11 protein-coding genes and 4 pseudogenes are annotated in these 20153 nt (G+C 68.2%); 12 read left to right on the top strand and 3 right to left on the bottom strand.

Annotated features, from left to right (window positions below):
• Positions 1-118: 118 nt before the first annotated feature.
• The 11 genes and pseudogenes from OG985_RS49540 to OG985_RS49490 all read left to right on the top strand — a co-directional run.
• Positions 119-571, top strand: a pseudogene (locus OG985_RS49540) (transposase family protein); the annotation flags it as partial.
• A gap of 138 nt (positions 572-709) precedes the next feature.
• Positions 710-2331, top strand: a pseudogene (istA, locus tag OG985_RS49535) (IS21 family transposase).
• The gene (istB, locus tag OG985_RS49530) at positions 2328-3125 is read left to right on the top strand and encodes an IS21-like element helper ATPase IstB (RefSeq protein WP_331718591.1); all 798 of its coding nucleotides are present in this window, start codon (positions 2328-2330) and stop codon (positions 3123-3125) included. Before istA ends, istB begins: the two are co-directional and overlap by 4 nt.
• A 149-nt stretch (positions 3126-3274) precedes the next feature.
• The gene (locus OG985_RS49525; RefSeq protein WP_331718590.1) at positions 3275-3613 is read left to right on the top strand and encodes a YciI family protein; all 339 of its coding nucleotides are present in this window, start codon (positions 3275-3277) and stop codon (positions 3611-3613) included.
• On the top strand, positions 3610-4881 hold the full coding sequence (locus OG985_RS49520; RefSeq protein WP_331718662.1) for an RNA polymerase sigma factor: 1272 nt from the start codon (positions 3610-3612) through the stop codon (positions 4879-4881). Before OG985_RS49525 ends, OG985_RS49520 begins: the two co-directional genes overlap by 4 nt.
• Positions 4868-5182 carry a hypothetical protein gene (locus tag OG985_RS49515; protein ID WP_331718589.1) on the top strand — a complete coding sequence of 105 codons (315 nt, stop codon included), beginning with the start codon at positions 4868-4870 and terminating at the stop codon, positions 5180-5182. The genes OG985_RS49520 and OG985_RS49515 overlap by 14 nt, the downstream gene beginning before the upstream one ends.
• A gap of 131 nt (positions 5183-5313) precedes the next feature.
• Positions 5314-6186, top strand: a pseudogene (locus tag OG985_RS49510) (ISAs1 family transposase); the annotation flags it as partial.
• 382 nt (positions 6187-6568) lie between these two features.
• Positions 6569-7207, top strand: a complete 639-nt coding sequence (locus OG985_RS49505) for an RNA polymerase sigma factor (protein ID WP_331718588.1) — start codon at positions 6569-6571, stop codon at positions 7205-7207.
• The gene (locus tag OG985_RS49500) at positions 7204-7953 is read left to right on the top strand and encodes a hypothetical protein (protein ID WP_331718587.1); all 750 of its coding nucleotides are present in this window, start codon (positions 7204-7206) and stop codon (positions 7951-7953) included. The genes OG985_RS49505 and OG985_RS49500 overlap by 4 nt, the downstream gene beginning before the upstream one ends.
• A gap of 381 nt (positions 7954-8334) precedes the next feature.
• Positions 8335-9663, top strand: coding sequence for an IS110 family transposase (locus tag OG985_RS49495; RefSeq protein WP_331718586.1), 1329 nt, complete (start codon positions 8335-8337; stop codon positions 9661-9663).
• Positions 9664-9952: 289 nt separating this feature from the next.
• The gene (locus OG985_RS49490) at positions 9953-11221 is read left to right on the top strand and encodes an IS256 family transposase (RefSeq protein ID WP_331718661.1); all 1269 of its coding nucleotides are present in this window, start codon (positions 9953-9955) and stop codon (positions 11219-11221) included.
• Between the two features lie 69 nt (positions 11222-11290).
• Here OG985_RS49490 and OG985_RS49485 read toward each other — a convergent pair.
• Positions 11291-12706: pseudogene (locus OG985_RS49485) on the bottom strand (NF041680 family putative transposase); the annotation flags it as partial.
• Positions 12707-13666: 960 nt separating this feature from the next.
• Here OG985_RS49485 and OG985_RS49480 point away from each other — a divergent pair.
• Positions 13667-15055, top strand: coding sequence for a replication-relaxation family protein (locus OG985_RS49480; protein WP_331718585.1), 1389 nt, complete (start codon positions 13667-13669; stop codon positions 15053-15055).
• 52 nt (positions 15056-15107) lie between these two features.
• Here OG985_RS49480 and OG985_RS49475 read toward each other — a convergent pair whose 3' ends face one another.
• Together OG985_RS49475 and OG985_RS49470 are read right to left on the bottom strand one after the other, a co-directional pair.
• On the bottom strand, positions 15108-16754 hold the full coding sequence (locus OG985_RS49475; RefSeq protein WP_331718584.1) for an IS1182 family transposase: 1647 nt from the start codon (positions 16752-16754) through the stop codon (positions 15108-15110).
• A 438-nt stretch (positions 16755-17192) separates the two neighbouring features.
• Complete coding sequence (locus OG985_RS49470) at positions 17193-19709, bottom strand: Helicase associated domain protein (RefSeq protein WP_331718583.1); 2517 nt, start codon at positions 19707-19709, stop codon at positions 17193-17195.
• Between the last annotated feature and the right edge of the window lie 444 nt (positions 19710-20153).

The raw sequence follows: 20153 nt of genomic DNA, 5'->3' as shown, positions 1-20153 counted from the left end.
CGAGTGCCTGGATCGTCCCGGTCTGGGGTGTTGATCTCGGTGGTGGGTCCCGGAAGCAGGTGAACACGGCACCTGTGGATCATGTAGTTCTCTACGCTGCAAGATCCGCGAAGGTGCCGTGTTCGTTTCTCCATCATCCCCTGTCGCTGTCCCCGTGCCTTGTGCGCCCTGCCTGGAAGCCCTCGGCGAGGGTGCCGCCAAGGAGCAAGTGCGCTGCCTGGTCGCCGAGTTCGAGTCGGTCACCGATCCGAGAGGGGCTTGCGGAGTGCGGTACCGGCTCTCCTCGCTGCTGGCCCTGGTGGTCTGCGCGATGACCCCGTCCGGCCACGACTCGATCACCGCGGCGGCGGAGTGGTGCCGACGTGCGACGCCGGAGGAACTGGCCGCCTTCGGCCTGCCCTACCACCCACTCCTTGGCCGCTACCGGGTGCCGAGCGAGAAGACCCTGCGCAGCGTCCTGGGGCGACTCGATCCCGGTGAGATCGGCGCGGCCGGTTACGACTACCTTCGGCCTCTGCTGTCCGCACAGCCCCGCCGGCCGGAGCCGGTGATGCCTGGCTTTATCGAGCAGTAGCGACGTCGCTTGTCGATGAGTTTGGGAGGCGCCTCGATACACGGATGGGTGGTGTTGACGAGTTTGGGAGGCACCGGGGTACTTGCCAGGGCAGCATCGGGATGCTCCTGGTGAAAGGTGCTGGTCATGCCGCGGATGTCGAGGGTCGAGCTGTACGCGGCGATCCGGCGTGACCACCGCGGCGGCATGTCGATGCGGGAGCTTGAGCGCAAGCACGGCGTGACGTGGCGGACGGTGCGGAAGGCACTGGACTCGGCCTGGCCGGAGCCGCGCAAGACGCTGCCGCCCCGGGCGAGCGGGCTGGATCCGTACAAGCCGGTGATCGACGAGATCCTCCGGACGGACCTGGATGCGCCACGCAAGCAGCGTCATACCGTTACACGGATCTTCCACCGGCTGGTCGAGGAACATGGGGCGGACGTCTCCTACGGGATGGTCCGCTATTACGTCGCCGGCCGGAAGCCGGAGATTCTGGTGGCGTCCGGCAAGGCACCGCTGGAGGCGTTCGTCCCGCAGACCCATCAGCCTGGTCACGAGGCGGAAGTCGACTTCGGTGACGTGACGGTGCGGCTGGCAGGCGAGCTGGTGACCTGCTATTTGTTCTCTTTCCGGCTGTCGTATTCGGGCAAGGCCGTCCACCGGGTGTTCGCCTCCTGCGGTCAGGAAGCGTTCTTCGAAGGTCATGTCCACGCGCTTCGGACACTGGGCGGCGTCCCGCGGAGGAAGGTGCGCTACGACAACCTCAAGGCCGCAGTCGCAAGGGTGCTCGGGCTGAGCCGGGCAAGGGTCGAGGCTGACCGGTGGATTGCGTTCAGGTCGCATTTCGGTATTGAGAGCTTCTACTGCCAGCCCGGTATCGACGGCGCCCACGAGAAGGGCGGTGTCGAAGGCCAGATCGGCTACTTCCGTCGCAACCACTTCGTTCCCGTCCCCGAAGTTTCCTCGCTCGCCGAGCTGAACGAAATGGTCGGGCAGTGGGACCAGCAGGACGATGCACGCCGCATCGGTGCCCGGTCCAAGACTGTCGCTGAGTGCTTCGCGCTCGAACAGCCGCTGTTGATGCCCCTGCCCGAGGAGCCGTTCGAGACGGGCCGGCTGTTCACGCCGAGGGTGGACCGCTATGGCCAGATTCCCGTCCGCACCAACCGCTACTCGGTGCCGATCCGGCTGATCGGCAAGCGGGTGCGAGTCGTCCTGCATGCTTCTCACCTGGTGGTTTATGACCAAAACGTGGAAGTGGCCAGACACGAGAGACTCATCGCCAAGGGCGCCGTCCGCCTGGAGCTGGATCACTACCTGGAGGTCCTGGTCCGCAAGCCCGGCGCGTTCCCGGTTCCACCGCCCTCGAACAGGCCCGCTCGGCAGGCAAATTCACCCCTGTCCACGATGCTTGGTGGGCTCAGGCTCAGAAGATCCACGGCGAGCGGGACGGCACCCGCGCCTTGATCGAGGTCCTGCTCCTTGGTCGGCACCTGCCGCACGAGTACGTCGTCGCAGGACTGGCCGCGGCCCTGCGGGCGGGGGCGATGACCGCTGACGCCGTCGCGCTGGAGGCCCGCAAGGCCGCCCAGGCCGAGACCGAACCCGACCCGTCAAGCCGACCATCGCCCGCCAACTCGTCGGCGAACGTGACGTCTCTGCACGAATGGAAGCTGTCTCATCTCCCTCCGGACACCCGGCCGCTGCCGTCGGTGACCCCCTATGACCAGTTGCTCCGACATCGTCGCGCAGTCCACCGAGAGGGAGAAGCGCAGTGACCCTGCCCCGCCAGCGAGGCTTGACCGAGCAGGCCGCCGACGCCGCCATCGACACCGCCTGCCGCATGCTGCGGCTGCCGTCGATCAGAAATGAGTTCAACGAGATCGCCGACCGGGCGATGAAGGACCAGATGACCTACCGCGGCTTCCTCGCCGAGCTGCTGATGGCCGAATGCGACGACCGGGCGCGGCGCCGCTCGGAACGGCGGATCAAGGCGGCCGGCTTCCCGCGGGAGAAGTCCCTGCGGGCCTTCGACTTCGACGCCAACCCGAACATCGACGCGGCCACGATCCACACTCTTGCCAGCTGTGAATGGATCAAGAAGAGTCAGCCGCTCTGTCTGATCGGGGATTCCGGCACCGGCAAGTCCCACATGCTCATCGCCCTGGGCGCCGAGGCCGCGATGAAGGGCTACCGCGTCCGCTACACCCTCGCCACGAAGCTGGTGAACGAGCTGGTCGAGGCCGCTGATGAGAAGCAGCTCAACAAGACCATCGCGCGCTACGGCCGCGTCGATCTTCTCTGCATCGACGAGCTGGGCTATATGGAGCTCGACCGCCGCGGCGCCGAACTGCTGTTCCAGGTTCTGACCGAGCGGGAGGAGAAGAACAGCGTCGCGATCGCCTCGAACGAGTCGTTCGGCGGCTGGACCAAGACCTTCACCGATCCCCGCCTCTGCGCGGCCATCGTCGACCGTCTCACCTTCAACGGCACCATCATCGAGACCGGCACCGACTCCTACCGTCTCGCCCAGACCCGCGCACGAGCTCACGAGCAGGTCAAGGCCGGCTGACGTTCCGGCTGCCGAGCGGGACCGAGAGGATGTGACTGGCCTCACAGCATTCCCGCGGCGTCTGCTGTCGATCCGGCCACTGCTGGTTCGTCCTTCCAGCGACGCGGCCACCGGCCGCCAGAAGGCAAAGCGCAAGGAAAGGCCTGATCATGCAATACGTGGTGCTGATCTATCGGGACGAGTCAAAGGACGGCGAGGTCGACTGGGACCAGCTCGGCAAGGACTACGATGCCTACGCCGCCGCAGCCGTGCAGGCCGGTGTGATGCAAGGCGGCCAGAAGCTGCAACCGTCGGCTACCGCGACCACGGTGGCCATCCGCGAGAGCGAGCGCCTGGTCACCGACGGCCCGTTCGCCGAGGCCCGTGAGCAGCTGGGCGGATTCTTCGTACTGAAGTGCGCGGACCTGGACGAGGCGCTGGAGTGGGCGGCGCGCTGCCCGGGCGCGAGTCACGGCACGGTGGAGGTGCGTCCGGTGATGCCCACCTGAGCGGCGGCGAAGAGCTCGGGCAGATCTTCCGAGCCGAGCACGGCCGGGTCCTGGCCCGGCTGGTGAGCCTCCTCGGCGACTTGGACGTCGCCGAGGAGGCCCTCGCCGATGCCTGCCTTCAGGCGGTACGGCGCTGGCCGGCCGACGGCATCCCGGACCACCCGGCCGCCTGGCTGACCACGGTGGCCCGCAACGCGGCGATCGACCGGATCCGTCGCGAGCAGAACCTGGCCGGCAAGCTCGCGCTGCTGCGAACGGAGACCACGATGGCCCACACCCAGGCGCCACCCGAACCGGCGCAGGGCGACATCCCCGACGAGCGGCTGCGGCTGTTCTTCACCTGCTGCCATCCCGCCCTGGCACGGTCCGCTCAGGTCGCGCTCACCTTGCGCTGCCTGGCTGGTCTGAGCACGCCGGAGGTCGCCCGGCTGTTCCTGGTAAGCGAGCCGACCATCGCCCAGCGCATCGTGCGGGCCAAGCGCAAGATCCGCGACGCCGCCATCCCCTACCGCGTCCCGGACAGCACCGAGCTTCCTCAGCGGCTGCCGGCTGTTCTGGCAGTGCTCTATCTGCTGTTCACCGAGGGATACGCGGCCACCGCCGGACCCACGCAGATCCGCCCGGAACTGTGTGAGGAGGCCATCCGTCTGGCCCGCGTCCTGCACCGCCTGCTGCCCGACGAAGCCGAGACCACCGCGCTGCTGGCGTTGATGCTGCTGACCGACGCCCGCCGCCCCGCCCGCACCACAGCCGACGGCCAGCTGGTCATGCTCGAGGACCAGGACCGCACCCTGTGGGACCAACAGCAGATCGCCGAAGGCCGCCAACTGGTCATCACCGCCCTGCACATCAGGCCGCCCGGACCCTATGGGCTGCAGGCGGCGATCGCCGCGGTGCACGCCGACGCCCCCACCGCACGGGCCACCGACTGGCCGCAGATCGCCTCCCTCTACGGCATGCTCGCCAAGACAGTCCCCTCACCCATGGTCGAACTCAACCGGGCCATCGCCCTCGCCATGGCCGACGGGCCCGCCATCGGCCTGCGCATCCTCGACCAGCTCCAGGAGGACGGACACCTTGCCGGCTCCCACCTGCTGCCCGCCGCCCGCGCCGAACTCCTGCGCCGCCTCGACCGCACCACCGAAGCGGTCGCCGCCTACGACACCGCACTCGCCCTCGTCGGCAACCAAGCCGAACACGACTACCTCCTCCGCCGACGCAACCAGCTCACCCAACCCGAACAAGGACCCGCCCATGACCCCCGATGAACTCTTCGACGACATCGCCGTCGACCTTGCCCACCACGGCGCTACCGCCGGTGCGATGTTCGGCAAGCGCGCCCTCAAGGCCCACGGCAAGGCCTTCGCCTGTCTCAAGGACGACTACCTCGCCTTCAAACTCGGCGACGGAACCCCCGCCCACGCCGAAGCCCTCGCCCTGACCGGGGCCGAACTCTTCGACCCGTCGGGGAAGCACCGTCCCTTCAAAGACTGGGTCGCCGTGCCCCACGCACACGCCGCTCAGTGGCCCAACCTGGCCGAAGCCGCACTGAACAGCCTCAGCTCATAACCCGGCTGTCGAGCGCCCCGGTCCTGCCTCTCGCCGGAAGCAGCGCCGTCATTTCTCACGGACAAGCACGAGCCAAGTGATCACCAACTGCTGCTAAAACTCACCCACAAACGCTGTTGCTGAACGTGCACGAAGCCACGATGCCCGACGGTGGCACCGAACGTGAACAGCGCCGGGCTCACCGGGCGGCCGCCCGCGCCGAGCCGGTACGGCTCCGGCGGCGGGCGATCGCGGTGGACGGCACGTGCCTGCGCGGCGCGAGGCGCCCGGACGGCAGCCGCGTCTTCGTCCTGTCCGCCGTCCGTCACGGCGACGGTGTCACTCTCGCCTCCCGCGAGATCGGCGCGAAGACCAACGAAATCCCCGAGTTCGCACCTCTCCTCGACCAGATCGACGACGCGGATCTCACGGGGGCGGTCGTTACCGCCGATGCCCTCCACGCCCAACGCGACCACGCCATCTACCTGCGCGAACGCGGCGCCCACTACCTGCTGACCATCAAGAACAACCAGCGCGGCCAGGCCCGTCAACTCCACGCCCTGCCCTGGAAGGAGATCCCTGTGATCCACCGCGACGACGCCCGGGGCCACGGCCGTCACGAGCAGCGGCTCGTGCAGGTCGTCACCGTCGAGGGCCTGCTCTTCCCGCACGCGGCCCAGGTCCTGCGGATCCAGCGCCGACGCCGTCTCTACGGGGCGAAAAAATGGTCCAACGAGACCGTCTACGCCATCACCGACCTGCCCGCCGAGGAAGCGAACGCAGCCGAGATCGCGTCCTGGGCTCGCGGGCACTGGACCGTGGAAAATACCGTCCACTGGTGTCGAGATGTCACTTTCAACGAGGACAAGTCCCAGGTCAGAACCCGCAACGCGCCCGCCGTACTCGCTGCCCTCCGCGACCTGATCCGCAGCGCGCTCAAGCTCGCCGGCTACGTCAACACCGCCGCCGGACGACGAGCCCACACCGAGCGCCCCCGCGTCCTCGCCCTCTACGGCATCACATAACCAAACCGGACGATCCAGGCACACGCCGGGGCCCTGTGGGTTCCGCAGAAGTCGGCTCGAATGAGCAACCGGCTCGAACTCGGTCCGCTTGGGAGCAGAGCAGGCCGCTGACCTGCCGCTGACGGCGGGAATCGGACAGTGAGATGGATCTTTGTGATCGTCCACAAAGAGTTCCGTCCCTGACACTGCTCTGGCGTTCTGCGTGATCAGCTTTTGACAGGGCGTCGGCCGGGAAGCAGTGCGTACTCAAGTGTGATCCGAATTCGCTCGCGCAAGCTGGTTGAGATTGGTAGGGGGTCTCTGGGACCGCTGAGGGCGCCCGGTCCCCGCCTTTGTGATAGGGATCACTGCAATGCGTGCGGCTGGTCGGACAGGACTGTGCGTGGACATATCACTACGCGCCCGGGTACGGGCCGGGGACCCGGCCGCATTCGGGCAGATCTTTGATGCGCACGCCCGTGTCGTGTACCGGCACGCGGTGCGCTGGACCGGTGACTGGGCCGCGGCCGAGGACGTGGTGTCCCTGACGTTCCTGGAGGCCTGGCGGCTGAGGAAGAAACTGCGCCCGGGCGGAGAGAGTCTCCAGCCGTGGCTGCTGGGAATCGCCACCAACGTATTGCGTAACACTGCCCGCGCTGCGCGTCGGCACCAGAAGGCGTTGACCCAGCTGCCGCTACGCGAGGCTGTGCCGGATTTCGCGGAGGAGCTGGTCGGGCGGCTCGCCGATACCGAGCAGCTGGCCGCGGCCAAGGCCGCGCTTGAGCGGTTGCGGCCGGCGGAGCGGGAGGTGTTCGCCTTGTGCGTGTGGTCCGGCCTGGAGCACGCAGCGGTGGCCGAAGCGCTGGGCGTGCCGGTCGGCACAGTCCGATCCCGGCTGTCGCGGGCGCGCAGCCGCCTGCGGCAGCTCACGGAGCAGGAGCTGGCCCGGGTTCCGAAAAGTATGCAACGCGACTCTGCCAGCGGACAGATACCGGGTGACCGCGCATCCGCGGTCCGGTCGAAGCAGGAGAAGAACCGATGAATGCCACCCCGCACTCGCCGCGAAGCCCGGAGCGTGAGGAACTGTCCCGGCTACTGCCAGCAGCGGCAAACCCGGATCTCTCCCGCGACCGCCACCGTCTGCTGAAAGAACACCTCATGAATCACGTACAAGAAGAGTCCGGTCTCACTGCCAGGCGTTGGCGGCTGGCCACACGCGTTGCTGCTCCGCTGGCACTGGCAGCGGCCGTGGCTGGTGTCGCGGTGAGCGTCGGCCAGACGTCCGGCAGCAGCGACACCGTTACCGTCGCGGCCGGCCCGGGCCAGATCCGTAACGTGGCCTACACCCTGGACCGGGAGCCCAACAGCACGGTGAAGATGAGCCTGCGGGTCAAGGGAGGGGAGATGAAGTGCGTCAATGGCAAGTGCACCACCCCCGGCGAAGCCTGGCCCGGGCGAACGAGGGTGGTGGCAGACCCCGCCGAGTTGCAGCACGACCTGGACCGCATGGGCGTGCCCGCCCGTGTCTACCGCGATGATCCCACCTGCCCCATCGCCCAGAAGGACCTCAACCGGGACAAGGAGGCAAGCGGGGCCGCAGTAAGCAAGGTTGAACGCGTGCACAACCGGCTGGTGGCAACCATTCACCGGGACAAGATTCCCGACGGATCTACCCTCGTGGTTGTCCTGCCGTCCGGTGAAGGCAAGGATGAGGGACTTTTCGGTACGGATGTCCTCAAGGGCGACCTTCCGTCCTGCTACCACGCCCAGAAGGCGGAACTTCCCTAACGAAGGACATGCCTCGCTGAAGATCTTCAACGCTCACCGCGGCAAGTAGCCACCTCTTAACCTGCAGCAGCCGTGGCCCGCCGGAACACATCACCCGGCGGGCCACACCCATGCGACTGCTCAAAGGCGGAGTCCGGAGTCAGTCCCCCGGCCGCCTGACGGCGGCGCCTCGCGGCCGTGAAAACCTGCCGGGTGGGGCCGCCCGCAACGCCGTTCGCTTCTTGGCACATCGAGGCCGTGAGTCAGTCTGGCGCCGGGGGCCGAACAGAGGGGCCGCGCACTGTCGCTTCGAGCACGCCGGTTAGATTCTCACTCTTCCCTCAACCGGTCCCCCGGGCGGTCCCAACCTATCGCGCAACAAGGCCGAAGGCAGGGAGAGGCGTGCACGCAGCGGAAGACATCGAACAGGCCGAGGAGATCGTCGAGCGGGTCGCCGCGATCGACATCGCCAAGGCCTCGGGCATGGTGTGCACGCGCCTGCCCCACGACGACAAGCCGGGCAAGCGCGTCCAGCGCGTCTGGAACGTCGGCGCGACCACCAACGCCATCCTGGAACTCGCTGACCACCTGCGCTGCCAGGGCGTCACCCGCGTGGTCATGGAAGCGACCGGGTCGTACTGGAAGTGCTGGTTCTTCCTGCTGGAAGCGGCCGGGCTGCAGGTGTGGCTCGTCAACGCCCGCGACGTGAAGAACGTCCCGGGCCGGCCCAAGACCGACAAGCTGGACGCGATCTGGCTGGCCAAGCTCACCGAACGCGGCATGCTCCGGCCCTCGTTCGTGCCCCCGAAACCGATCCGGCAGCTCCGGGACCTCACCCGCACCCGCACCGTGCTCACCGAGGAACGCACCCGGCACAAGCAGCGCGTGGAGAAGCTCCTCGAAGACGCCCAGATCAAACTCTCCACCGTAGCCACCGACATCTTCGGCGTCTCCGGCCGCGCCATGATGGACGCCCTGATCGCCGGCCAGCGCAACCCGAAGGTCCTCGCGGAGATGGCCAGAGCCCGGATGCGGAACAAGAAAGCCGCCCTCATCGAGGCCCTGACCGGCCAGTTCGAGAACCACCACGCCCGGTTGTGCCGGATGCTGCTGGACCTGGTCGACTCCCTCGACGCCCGCATCACCGAGCTGACCACCTGGATCACCGACGCCGTCGAAGCGATGCCCCGGGCCTGCGGCCCCGAGTCCGAGACGCAGGAACAGGCAGGCGCTGCGTGCCTGCCGCTGGTGGAGCGGCTCGACGAGATCCCCGGAATCGGGATCCCCACCGCCCAGGTCATGATCGCCGAACTGGGCCTGGACATGGGCGTCTTCCCCACTCCGGGACACCTAGCCTCCTGGGCCAAACTCTCACCCCGCACTATCCAGTCCGGGAACAAGAACACCTCCGGCCCCACCGGCAAGGGCAACTCGTGGCTCAAGGGCGCCCTCGGAGACGCGGCAATGTCCGCCGCGAAGACCGACACGTTCCTCGGCGCCCGCTACCGCAAGCTCGTCAAACGCCGAGGCCACAAGAAGGCCCTGGTCGCGGTCGCCCGATCGATCCTGGTGATCGTCTGGCATCTCATCAACGACCCCACCGCCCGCTTCGCCGACCTCGGCTCCGACTGGCACACCCGACGCCTTGATCCAGAACGTCGCACCCGCGACCTGCTCCGCCAGCTCAAGGACCTCGGCCACGACGTGACCCTCACCCCGGCAGCCGCCTGACCACCCCGCCTCCGACCCCGCCTCCTGACCACCTCACCCCCGACCCACTGACGCCGAGGGGCCACCTCGGCACGCCCGTCTCACCAAGTGTTTTCCGCTTATCTTGTTCTTTATCTACCAAGACCTTCCCGGCTTGCCGATGGCTTTGAGGGAGTGTCATGAATCAGGTGTGGATCTCCCCGAAGGAGTGAGCCTGATGAGTACGACGACTGGTCACCTGATCGAGACCGTGGAGGGCGTGTCGCTTGCCGAGGTCGGCGGTGGCGTCGAGGGTGCCGACGTGAAGTCGATGCCGGTGTCGCAGAATGGTCTGTCCAGTGAGCTGCTGGAGGAGCTGGCCGCGCTCGCGGCCGAGAAGGTCCGCGGAGAGGGACTGCGGCTGATGGGCGAGGGCGGCCTGCTGCCCGAGCTCGCTCAGCACCTGATGCAGTCCGCGCTGGAAGCAGAGATGGACCAGCACCTGGCCGACGGGGTCGGCCGCGTCGGCGGGCGCGGGTCGCGCTCGGGCGGCAACACCCGCAACGGCTACCGGAGCAAGAAGGTGATGACGGAGGTCGGCGCCGTCACGGTGCAGATCCCGCGAGACCGTCTGGGCACCTTCCAGCCCCGGCTGCTGCCCAAGTACGCCCGCCGCACTGGTGCGTTGGACGACCTGGTGATCTCGCTGACCGCAAAGGGCCTGACCTCCGGCGAGATCGTCTCCCATCTCGCCCAGACGTACGGGATGACGACAACGAAGGAGACCATCTCCACGATCACCGACAAGGCCCTGGAATCGATGGCGGAATGGCGCACCCGCCCGCTCGACGCGGTCTACCCGGTCGTCTTCATCGATGCCGTGCACGTCAAGATCCGAGACGGTCATGTCGCCAACCGGCCCATCTACGTGGCCATCGCGGTCACCGCCGACGGCTACCGCGAGATCCTCGGCCTGTGGGCCGGCGACGGCGGCGAGGGCGCCAAGTACTGGCAGACGGTGCTCACCGAGATCAAGAACAGAGGCGTCCGTGATGTGCTGATGCTGGTCTGCGACGGGCTCAGCGCCCTGCCCGACGCGGTGAACGCCGTCTGGCCCCGGACTGTGGTGCAGACTTGCGTGGTTCATCTCCTGCGCGCGAGTCTGCGGTATGCCTCACGCCGCGACTGGGCCGACGTCGCACGCGACCTCAAGCCCGTCTACACCGCTGTCAACGAGGACGAGGCCCGGGCACGGCTGACCGACTTCGACGACAAGTGGGGCAAGCGCTATCCGTCGATCGCCGGGACCTGGGAGCGGGCCTGGAGCGAATTCGTGCCCTTCCTCGGTCTGCCCGACGCGATCCGGCAGGTCGTCTACACCACGAACGCGATCGAGTCCCTCAACGCCCGCTACCGGCGCGCGGCCCAGGCCTGCGGACACTTCCCCAACGAGACCGCCGCCTTGAAACGCCTCTACCTCGCCACCCTCGCACTCGACCCCACCGGCCGCGGCCGCCAGCGCTGGAACAACCGCTGGAAAAGCGCTTTGAACGAGTTCGACGTTCTCTTCGACGGCCGCCTTACCGCCGGACGAGTGTAGGCCGACCAGCCCACCGAAAAACCTGTAGGCCAAACAGACGAACCACACCTGAATCCTGATAGACCCGGCTTTGAGGCTCTCGGGGCGTTTGACGGTCTTGCCGACGTCGTAGCGGGGTGCCCGGTGTCTGTTCTTGGCGCCGGGTGGTCGTCCGGGGCCGGTGCCTCGGGGTTTGGGAACACGGGTCGGGCAGGCGAGGTAGGCGCGGATGTTCCTGAACCCCCGGCGGACCCGGGCCGGGGTGAGCCGGTCGGAGGTGGCGGGTTTCTCCCACGGCCGGCGGAGGTCTTCGGCGAGGGGCCGGGCGAGCCGGAGCTGGGTGTGAGCGACGATCAGGATCCAGGTCCAGCGGTCCGCCGCCTCGGGAGTACGCAGTTTCGGAGTGGTCCAGCCGAGGGTCTGCTTCGCGAATCGGAAGGTGTGCTCCAGGTCGAAGCGGCGGAGGAATGCCTGCCAGAAGCGGTCCACGTCTTCCGGGGTGGCGCCCGTCTTGGAGGACCATAACCATACCGGCGGGGCATCGCGGTCCTTGGACAGATGCTCGACTTTCAACCGGATCAACGTCCCCTCGACCAGGGGAAGTTCACCGTCGTGGTCGAGCCATGAGGAGCGGTGGGTGAGCCGTGGGTGGACCCGGTCCCAGGCCTGGGTTTCGGCCTTGCCGTAGTTGGTGGTGTCAGTGACCGTGGTGATCGCGGGCTCGGGCCAGGTTTCCGGCTTGGTGAAGCGGAATTCCGGGCCGTGCTTGGGTGGCCGCCCGCCCTTCGGGTCGTGGACGCGAGGCGGCTTCGGCAGGCGCATGACGCGGTCGGAACGGACCCGGCCGACCAGCTCGACGGGCAGGTCGCGCAGGACCCAGGCCAGGCGGGTGACGTCGTAGCCGGCGTCCATGACGATCACGATGTCCGGGCCCCCGACCTGCCACTGGCCTGCGGCGATGAGCCGTTCGATGACACCCCGCAGCTGGGAGGCCGTGACCGCGGTCGCGTCGTCCGCCGGGCCGAGCCGGACCGCGTCCAGGATCGCGGTCCAGGACGTGGCACCCGGCTCCAGGACGGCCACGAAGGAATAGGGCCAGCCCGGAATGAACTGCGATGCCGTCTTCGCGCGGCCATAGACGTGACAGAACAGCCGGTCGGCTGAGCACGGCGCGTCCGAGCGGAGCCACGGCGACACATCGACCGCCAAGACCAGGCGCCCGCCGTCGAAACGCGGCAAGGGCAGCCCTGCCAGCAGCGTCCGAAGCCGGTCGACGTCGATCCGGCCGCGGTTCAAGCCTCCGTACATCGCTCCGTGCCCGCGCCGATGCTCGGGCAGAAGGGTCAAGTTCACCGCGGACTTCACCGCACCATCGGCACACAGCACCGCGTCCACCAACTCGAACAGTTCGTCGCGCCGAGCGGTCAGACACTCGTAGAACTCGCCCCGGAAGCGTGACGCTTCCGCGAACGCTTCCCTGCGGACAGCATCAGGCAGCAGACTCATCCTCACGGCCTTCGTCGTGGTCACGTGCACCTTGGTCGGAGCACATGATCAGACGAAGGCCGCCCCCACGTCCGACCAACCCTCAGGTGAGCGACTTAGTTCGAGACACCGTTCGGGGCCGGAAGAAAAAGAACAAGCTGATGTGTCGCTGTTGGGGCTGCAGGGCTGTCCCGGCCCCTGCCGGGACAGCCCTGCGCCTGACACCGCGGGGGAAACCTGTTGTGTCCACCCCAGATGATCATGGGATTCCGTCTTTTGGGTGAGTGATCGCTACTCCATCTGCGGTCACGGCCTGGTCCGCGACCGGGCATGCTCCTGGCAGTCGGTAAGACGGAACCTGACGGAACCCGGCACGGTCAGCCGTGGCGGCTGGACTCAGCCGTAAAGACCCCGCACGCGTACCCGGGTCGGGTTTCCGCCTCCCTCACCTGGACGGACTACGCTCGGCTCCGGCCCGTGCCGGTAGGGAGCGCGCGGGACAGGCCCCGGTCCCCGTGACGGGACGCAATGCGGCCGGGGCCGCTCCCTCTCACGGGCAGCGTTACGGCCGCCGCCCAGTAGAGTCCGAGGTCGGCGAGTGCGGCCAGCTTGTCCACCATGAGCTTTTTGCGCCTGCTCTTGCTATTACTGAGAAACACCCCGACTTTGACCCCCGACTCGACTCGTCCTGCAACACCTCTACGTGGGCCCTGGGGACCGTCACAGAGCATGCGGGCCTTGTACTTGGGCCACGGGGCCCGCAATGACGGAGTGCGCCGTGCCCGGGTGCGGATGCCGCGCACGGTGGTGGACAGAGGCGGGAAGTCCCTACCGGCTCCCTTACCGTTCCCCCTACCAAGTCCCCTGCCGGGCCGTGGAGTAGCGTGCTCACGGCGAGTGCGGCTCAGCCCCCTGGGCGAGGCCTTGGGGGCTGCCAGGGGTGCCGGTGTGTGTGCTGGGCTGAGGGGGGAGTGGGTCGGGGTGGGTGGGTCGAAGACGTATCCGTACGGGTCGACGAGCGCGGTGCGTGCGCACGTCCTGGCGGCGCTGGGGGTGCTGAAGGTGGCGACGGCGGATCAGATGCACCGGCTGATGGCGCCCGGACACAAGGACAACAAGGCCTTCCGCAACGCGGCGTTGGACCTGGCGCGGCACGGCCTGGTGGTCTCTGAGGGCAGCGCGCGTGACGGCAACAAGATCTGGAACCTGACCCCGCTGGGTTTGGACGCCGCTGCCGGGGTACTGGGCCGGGCGGCGGGGGAGATGGGCGGCACAGCGCGGGGCGCGGCCCGCTCGGGTGCCGCGCACGCGATGGCGGTGAACGAGACAGTCATCGCGATCACCCGCACGCCCGCCGCGGCCACGCGCCCCGTGCCCCGCCAGACGCCCGGAGTGCCGGACCAATCACCGGCCCGCGGCGACGTGCCGCCGCCAAACCCAGCGGATGGGGTGCCGCAGATGCAGGGGCTGGGCTGGATCGGTTCCTGGTCGACCGAAGTCCCCCTCAGCCTGCCCGGCAGCAAGGCCGGCCGGGCCGGGGTGCGTGCAGACGCGGTCCTGCAGGCGCCGGAGGAGTTGCCGGTCCTGTTCGTGGAGGTCGACAACTGCACCGAGTCCGCCGCGATCCTGGCGGCGAAGTTCGAGAAGTACCTCCGCTACTTCCGGGTGAAGATCAAAAACTCGGTCGGTAAGGACATGCCGGCCTGGCGCGCCCTGTACCGGCCGTCGGGCCGGGATGGTCATCCGCCGATCCTCATCGTCTTCAACCCCGGCACCCGGACCGGCCCGCAAGCGTTGAAAAACCGCATGAACACCGTCATGGAACTGACCCGCACCGCCTGGTCCGGCGACTACCACCCGGACCGCGGATACGGCGCGCAGGACAAGGACGGCTTCTACGACTACACCGACGCCATCCCGCTGCTGTTCACCACCCTGGACCGCCTGCAGGCTGACAGCCCACGCGGTGTGGTGTGGTGGCGGTGCGGCCACGGGCAGTGGGAAACCCTCCCCGCCGCTCTCGCCAACCCAGCCGACCACTCCGCCTGGCACGCCCGCGATGAGCAACGGCGCCTGCGTCACAAGGAAGCCGAAGAAGCCAGCCGGCAAGAGCATGCGCCACGCACGCCGGCCTGGCCCCCGACACCCGACCCGGACCCGTGGCCCGACGAAACCGCCCCGGATCCTGTTCCCGCTCCGGCCCCGCCCTGTGAGCGGTGCGGGCTGCCGGTCACCGGCCAGGACGGGCAGGACGATGCCGTGTTCGACTCGCCGGAGAACGGCCGGCACTGTGCCACCTGCCGCAGCGACATACGCCAGTACCCGACCCTGCGCGCCGCGCTCTTCGGACGCCGCCAGCGCAGCAAGTAGCCCGGTCCCGTCCAGAGCGCGGACGCTGTTGGTAAATCCGCCCCGCTGGATCTCATCCGGCGGGGCGGAGTGCTGCGAAGGGTGAGACGCGGGTGCGGGCGAGGGGTCTGCCGGTGAGCCAGGCATCGATGCGGGCGAGGTTGATGGCGGCGCCGGTGAAGTGGTGTTGCAGTCGGGTCTTTGCGAGACCGCGGTAGCGGGATCTGCGCAGGCCGAAGGCTTGGACGCCTTGGGAGATGCTGCCCTCGACGCCGGCGCGGTGTCCGTAGCGGCGGCGCCAGTGGTCGGTGTCCTGCTCGGTGCGGGCCTGCTGAAGAATCTCGTGCTCGGCTTTCGGCCGCAGGGTCAGGTTGCGGCCGGTTCCGGCGTTGGTGCAGGACGTTCGCAGTTCGCAGGGGCCGCAGTGCCGTTCGGCGAAGCGGACGCGGGTGACCGGGGTGCCTCGGTGGCTGCGGGTGTCTCGCCACGAAACGCTGATGTGGCCACCAGGACAGACGGCGTGGCGCTGGTCCCAGTCGATGGTGAAGCGGGTGCTGTCGAAGAAGCCGCCGGTCACCTGGTGCCGGTTGGTGTTCTTCCCCACCGGTCCGACGAGGTCGATGCTGTGATCGCGGCGGGCGTGGTGGATCTGCTCGGCATCCACGTATCCGGCGTCCACCAGGTGTTCGTCCGGCACCAGTCCGCGTTCAGCCAGGGCGGTGTGGATGTCCTCCAGCACCGCGCCGTCGGTCACTGGTGCCGGGGTGGTGTGGATGTGGGTGATCAGGTGCGGGGCGTCGGGCTCGCAGGTCTCGCTGAGATGAACCTTGTATCCGGACCAGCCCAGATCCCGCTTCGCCCCGGTCCTGGCCTCGGGCTCGTGCGGGGTGCGTAAGCGGATCAGACCGGGCGGGGTGTTCTTCGGCTCCCGCCAGCGCACGGCCCCCTCGGCCTGGTGGAACTGCTGCACCCAGGTCTGACGCAGGAACTCCACCGCGGGCAGATGCCGCAGGCCGGGCGGTGCCGACGCCGACCAGGCGGCTTGGAGCAGCACCATGCCGTCGGCCCCGCACTGGTCGCCGTGCTCGACGCGGGCGGCCCACCGGGAGGGGAAACGGCTGTCCTCCGGCCGGGCCGAGTACCGGTCGAACCACTCCGGCGCCGCCACGGTCACCAGCCAGTCCCCGGCCGCCTCGGCGATCTGGTTCAGTGCCGTGCGCAGCGTCTCGACCACGAACTCCAGCCGGCTCAGGTCCCTGGTCACGGCCAGTACATGAGTGGCGTCCGTGCGCTGCCGCTTGCCCGCCGTGACCAGCCCCGCTTCCCCGGCGGCGGTCAGTACCGCGTCGAACACCGCCCGGCCCGCATCCGACTCGGCTAGCCGGGCCCGGAACTCACTGAGCACGGAGAAGTCGAACCCCGTGTCGGCCAGCTCCAGCGACAGGGCGTACTTCCAGTCCAGACGCGAGCGCACCGCGTGCGCGGCCTGCCGGTCGGTCAGCCCCTCCGCGAACTGCAACACCGACACCAGCGCCAGCCGGGCCGGTGACACCGCCGGACGCCCTCGCACCGGGAACAGCTCCTCGAAATCGACGTCGGCGAAGACCGGCCCGAGCGCATCCCGTACCCGCATCACCAGACAGCCCTTCGGGAACACCGCACGCGCCAACCGCACGGTCTCCTCAGGGATCTCCGCCAACTCCACCCCACGCAACGACACGAACCCACCCCAGAAACACGACGACGGCCTGCACAACCCCAACGGGGTCACACAGGCCGTCGTCACGCAAACCCCGGATTTACCAACAGCGTCCAGAGCGCGGTCGGGGCCGGGCTACAGCTGAAAACTCGAGACCGGGCAGCGGAAGTCGAGTTCTCAACCTCTCGCGCACCGGTCACACCGTGGGGGCATGAGACCGGTGCGCGCTGTCCTGTGCAACGACCCCTTGACGCCGCCGGACACGACGCGCGGCCTTGCACCACTCCGTCGCCGCGGGGACGGACCGCAGGTGCACCCGCTCAAGCGCGCCCACACCTACACCCTCTACACCCTCGAGGAGCGCGCGCAGCCGGTTGGCGGTGTTGCCGCCCGTAACCGCGTGAGGAGCAACGCCACCCGCAAGGACGACCTGAAGCTGCGACCCGATGCCCTTCTCCGTCATGACCACCGCATTCCGAGTTCGTCGAGCTCGGTCCGACGTTTTGGGGCGAGTTTGGCCGCCCTGCGCCGCGTGTTGTCCAGCCACCCACCAAGCCGCAGTCCAACGACTTCGCCGTCCTCACCCGTAATCTCTTCCGCGTGCTTGCGTGGTACGCGCAGGTGGCCCTCGCGTGCGTGGAACTGACGGGCGGCTGCGAGGTGGGTGGCCCACCGGTCCGCTTGAGTCTTGCGCACCGGCTGCAGCTCACCCCCGCCCGCGGGCTCCACCCCCAGGACGCTCTCCAGCAGCCACTGTTGCGTGGGCGCCAGCTTGTCCCATCCGACCCGCTGCGCGACCGTCCAGGCCCCGAGATCCTCGCCCTGCACGATCACCTCACCCGCCCGCACCGGCACAGTGCCGGCAGACCGCAGGTACATGAGCGTGAGGTGGAATCCACGCTGCCAGTCGATCCCCCACACCGGGCACCAGGCCGGATCGATCGCGTCCAACGCCTCCATGCGACTCTCCGACAGCTCTCCAGCCCACGACACGCCCACTTCCCCGGCAGCACGCCGCTCGGCGTTCTCACGAGTCTTCCGGGCGGCTGCACGCTGATTCTTAAGCCAGACCCCGATCGCCATGCCGTCGCCACCCCACACCGCGTTGGTGGGCGGCACCAGGTGCCCGTGCACCGCCGCGTAGTCCTGCGCCACCGCCAGCCCGTCCGTCCACGCGGTGTCCCACGCCGACCACACCATCCCCAGCCGCTCCAGCTCGGCGACGCGCCCGGCTTCCAGGGTGCCGGCGGCGTAGTAGCGCCGTACGTCCGCGATCCACCGCCCGAGCGGATACCCCCCCACCGCGCCCCACTCCTTTGGCGCGGTGAACACGTACGGCACCCGCAGTTCACCGCTACCGGTCTCGCGCAACCACCGCGTCGCCGCCTCGATGCCGCGCCGCCAGTACGCGCCCTCAGGATCGATGATCCGCAGCCGGACGAACTGCGCCAGCGCGAACGGATCACGTTCCTCGCTGAACCGCAGCACACCGGCCGCCGCTCCACTCACCCGCACGCCCCCCTCGCCGCGCTCCTGGCCGCCGTCCTCGCTCTCGAACCCGCCCTGCATCCCGTCCTGTTCGGCTGCCGGGCGGCCGCTGCGGATCCGAGGGTCCGCGAGCGCCTCGATCGCCTCCGCATCATGAGACCGCAACGCCCCGAGGATCTTCGCCAGGGTGCTCAAGGAATCCGACGTCAGCATTTCATTCGGATCCTCATCACGACCGAGGAACACCGGCACGATCAACGTGGCCAGTTTCCCCGCCCCCGGCTGCATACGCAGCGCCCGCCCCACCATTTGCACAATGTCAATCATCGACCCCCGCGCATCAGCGAAAAGCACAGCATCACACTGCGCCGTATCAACACCCTCACCGAGAACACGAACGGAAGACAAGACCCGCAACGCAGCCTGAACATCACGCCCCTCAAATTCCGGCCCTCCGAGGAAATCGGAGGCGAATTCGTCGAGCACCCGACGTCGATGCACAGGCGCATGCCCGCCGTACAGCCAGTCCGCCCACACCCGCTCCGCCGGCGGGAACGTGTCGGGGTCTTCCCCGGCAAGCCGGGCCGCAACCGCCGGCACCCCGGCCGCCATCGCCTCCGCCTCACCCACCCGACTATGGAAAGCCAGCACACGACAAAACCGCTCCTCAACAGCAGCCCGCATCAACCCAGCCTGAACCGCCGCCAGCCGAGCCCCCCTCACAGCAGCGGACCCGGTGTCCCCGCCCGTCAGCGCGGCATAGAGCTCCGGATCACGAATATCGAGACACAGCACCTGATACGGCGCCACCAGCCCCAGCCGGATCGCCTCCGACAACCGCAGCCTGTACGCCACCGGCCCGAAGACGGGCGAGTCCTCGTCCATACTCGCCACCAGACGAGGGCTGCCCCCCTCGGCCTCCCAGATACGCGCGGTGGCAGTCATGTAGAGCCGGCGCACCGCAGGAATCTGCTGCTGATCATGCACCGCAGCCCACGGCCGACCCGCATCACCACTCACCCGATGGGCCTCATCCACCACCACCAAGTCCCACACCGGCAGACCAGCCTCATGCGCACGCTGCAACACGCCCTGCCCGACCGAGGCATACGTCGCAAACACCGTCACCAGATCCGGCCCCGCCGTCCACGCCACCAACTCGCCGGGATCCGTCGTACACGGCACACCCTGACTCTCCTCAGCACGCAGAGAACACACCCCAACCATCGCCCCACGCCGACCACCACCACGCCACGCGCCGGCCATCTGCACCAGCAGATCCAACGTCGGCACCAAAACCAGCACCCGGCGAGCCGAAAGACGATTCGCAGACTCCACACCAATCAGCGTCTTACCGGACCCAGTCGCAGCAATTACCTGCGCCCGCAACCCCTCCGGCGGCATCCAACCACCCGGCGGCTCAGAGAGAACCCTCAGAACCGAATCAACGGCCTCAACCTGATGCGGACGCAACGTCACAGATGACATTCTTTCCTCCTTCTCCCGCTTCTTTCCACGAGGCGAATCGAGGGCTGCTCAGTTCAAGGAACTCAGATACTGGAATCCATCCAGTCCCTCACCGCTCCGACCCAAAATTACCTGGAGAGGCACCTACCTAACATCCCAGACTCTATCTACCCAGCAGAAGTGACGCACACCGTTGTTCGGAAGTGGGTGGAGATGTGACGAGTCGACCTAGAGTCAGCGGGTCAGAGACACAACCAACCCCTCCCCCCTTACTGCCGCCTTTCTGGCGCGCCCGGAGGGTGCGTCAGGTCCCGTACTGGACTGCGGAGCAGGCCGGTACGGGACTGATCCGGCGTCAGCCGGATCGCCGTATCGCGGAGCGATACGGCCAGGCGGAACGGAGTTCCGCCCTCCCGCGCGGAGCGCGGGAAGTGTCGCGTAGCGACACCGCGTCGCGTCTGCGGG

Origin of the sequence: Streptomyces sp. NBC_00289 (genome assembly GCF_041435115.1) — a bacterium.
Lineage (GTDB): Bacteria > Actinomycetota > Actinomycetes > Streptomycetales > Streptomycetaceae > Streptomyces.
This window is presented reverse-complemented; position numbering and strand designations above follow the sequence as displayed.

What these genes read in the sequence shown, in the direction of transcription:
- OG985_RS49525 (WP_331718590.1), top strand. Translation starts at nt 3,275, where the DNA reads ATGCAATACGTGGTGCTGATCTATCGGGACGAGTCAAAGGACGGCGAG.
- OG985_RS49515 (WP_331718589.1), top strand. Translation starts at nt 4,868, where the DNA reads ATGACCCCCGATGAACTCTTCGACGACATCGCCGTCGACCTTGCCCAC.
- OG985_RS49500 (WP_331718587.1), top strand. Translation starts at nt 7,204, where the DNA reads ATGAATGCCACCCCGCACTCGCCGCGAAGCCCGGAGCGTGAGGAACTG.
- OG985_RS49490 (WP_331718661.1), top strand. Translation starts at nt 9,953, where the DNA reads ATGCCGGTGTCGCAGAATGGTCTGTCCAGTGAGCTGCTGGAGGAGCTG.
- OG985_RS49470 (WP_331718583.1), bottom strand. Translation starts at nt 19,709, where the DNA reads ATGTCATCTGTGACGTTGCGTCCGCATCAGGTTGAGGCCGTTGATTCG.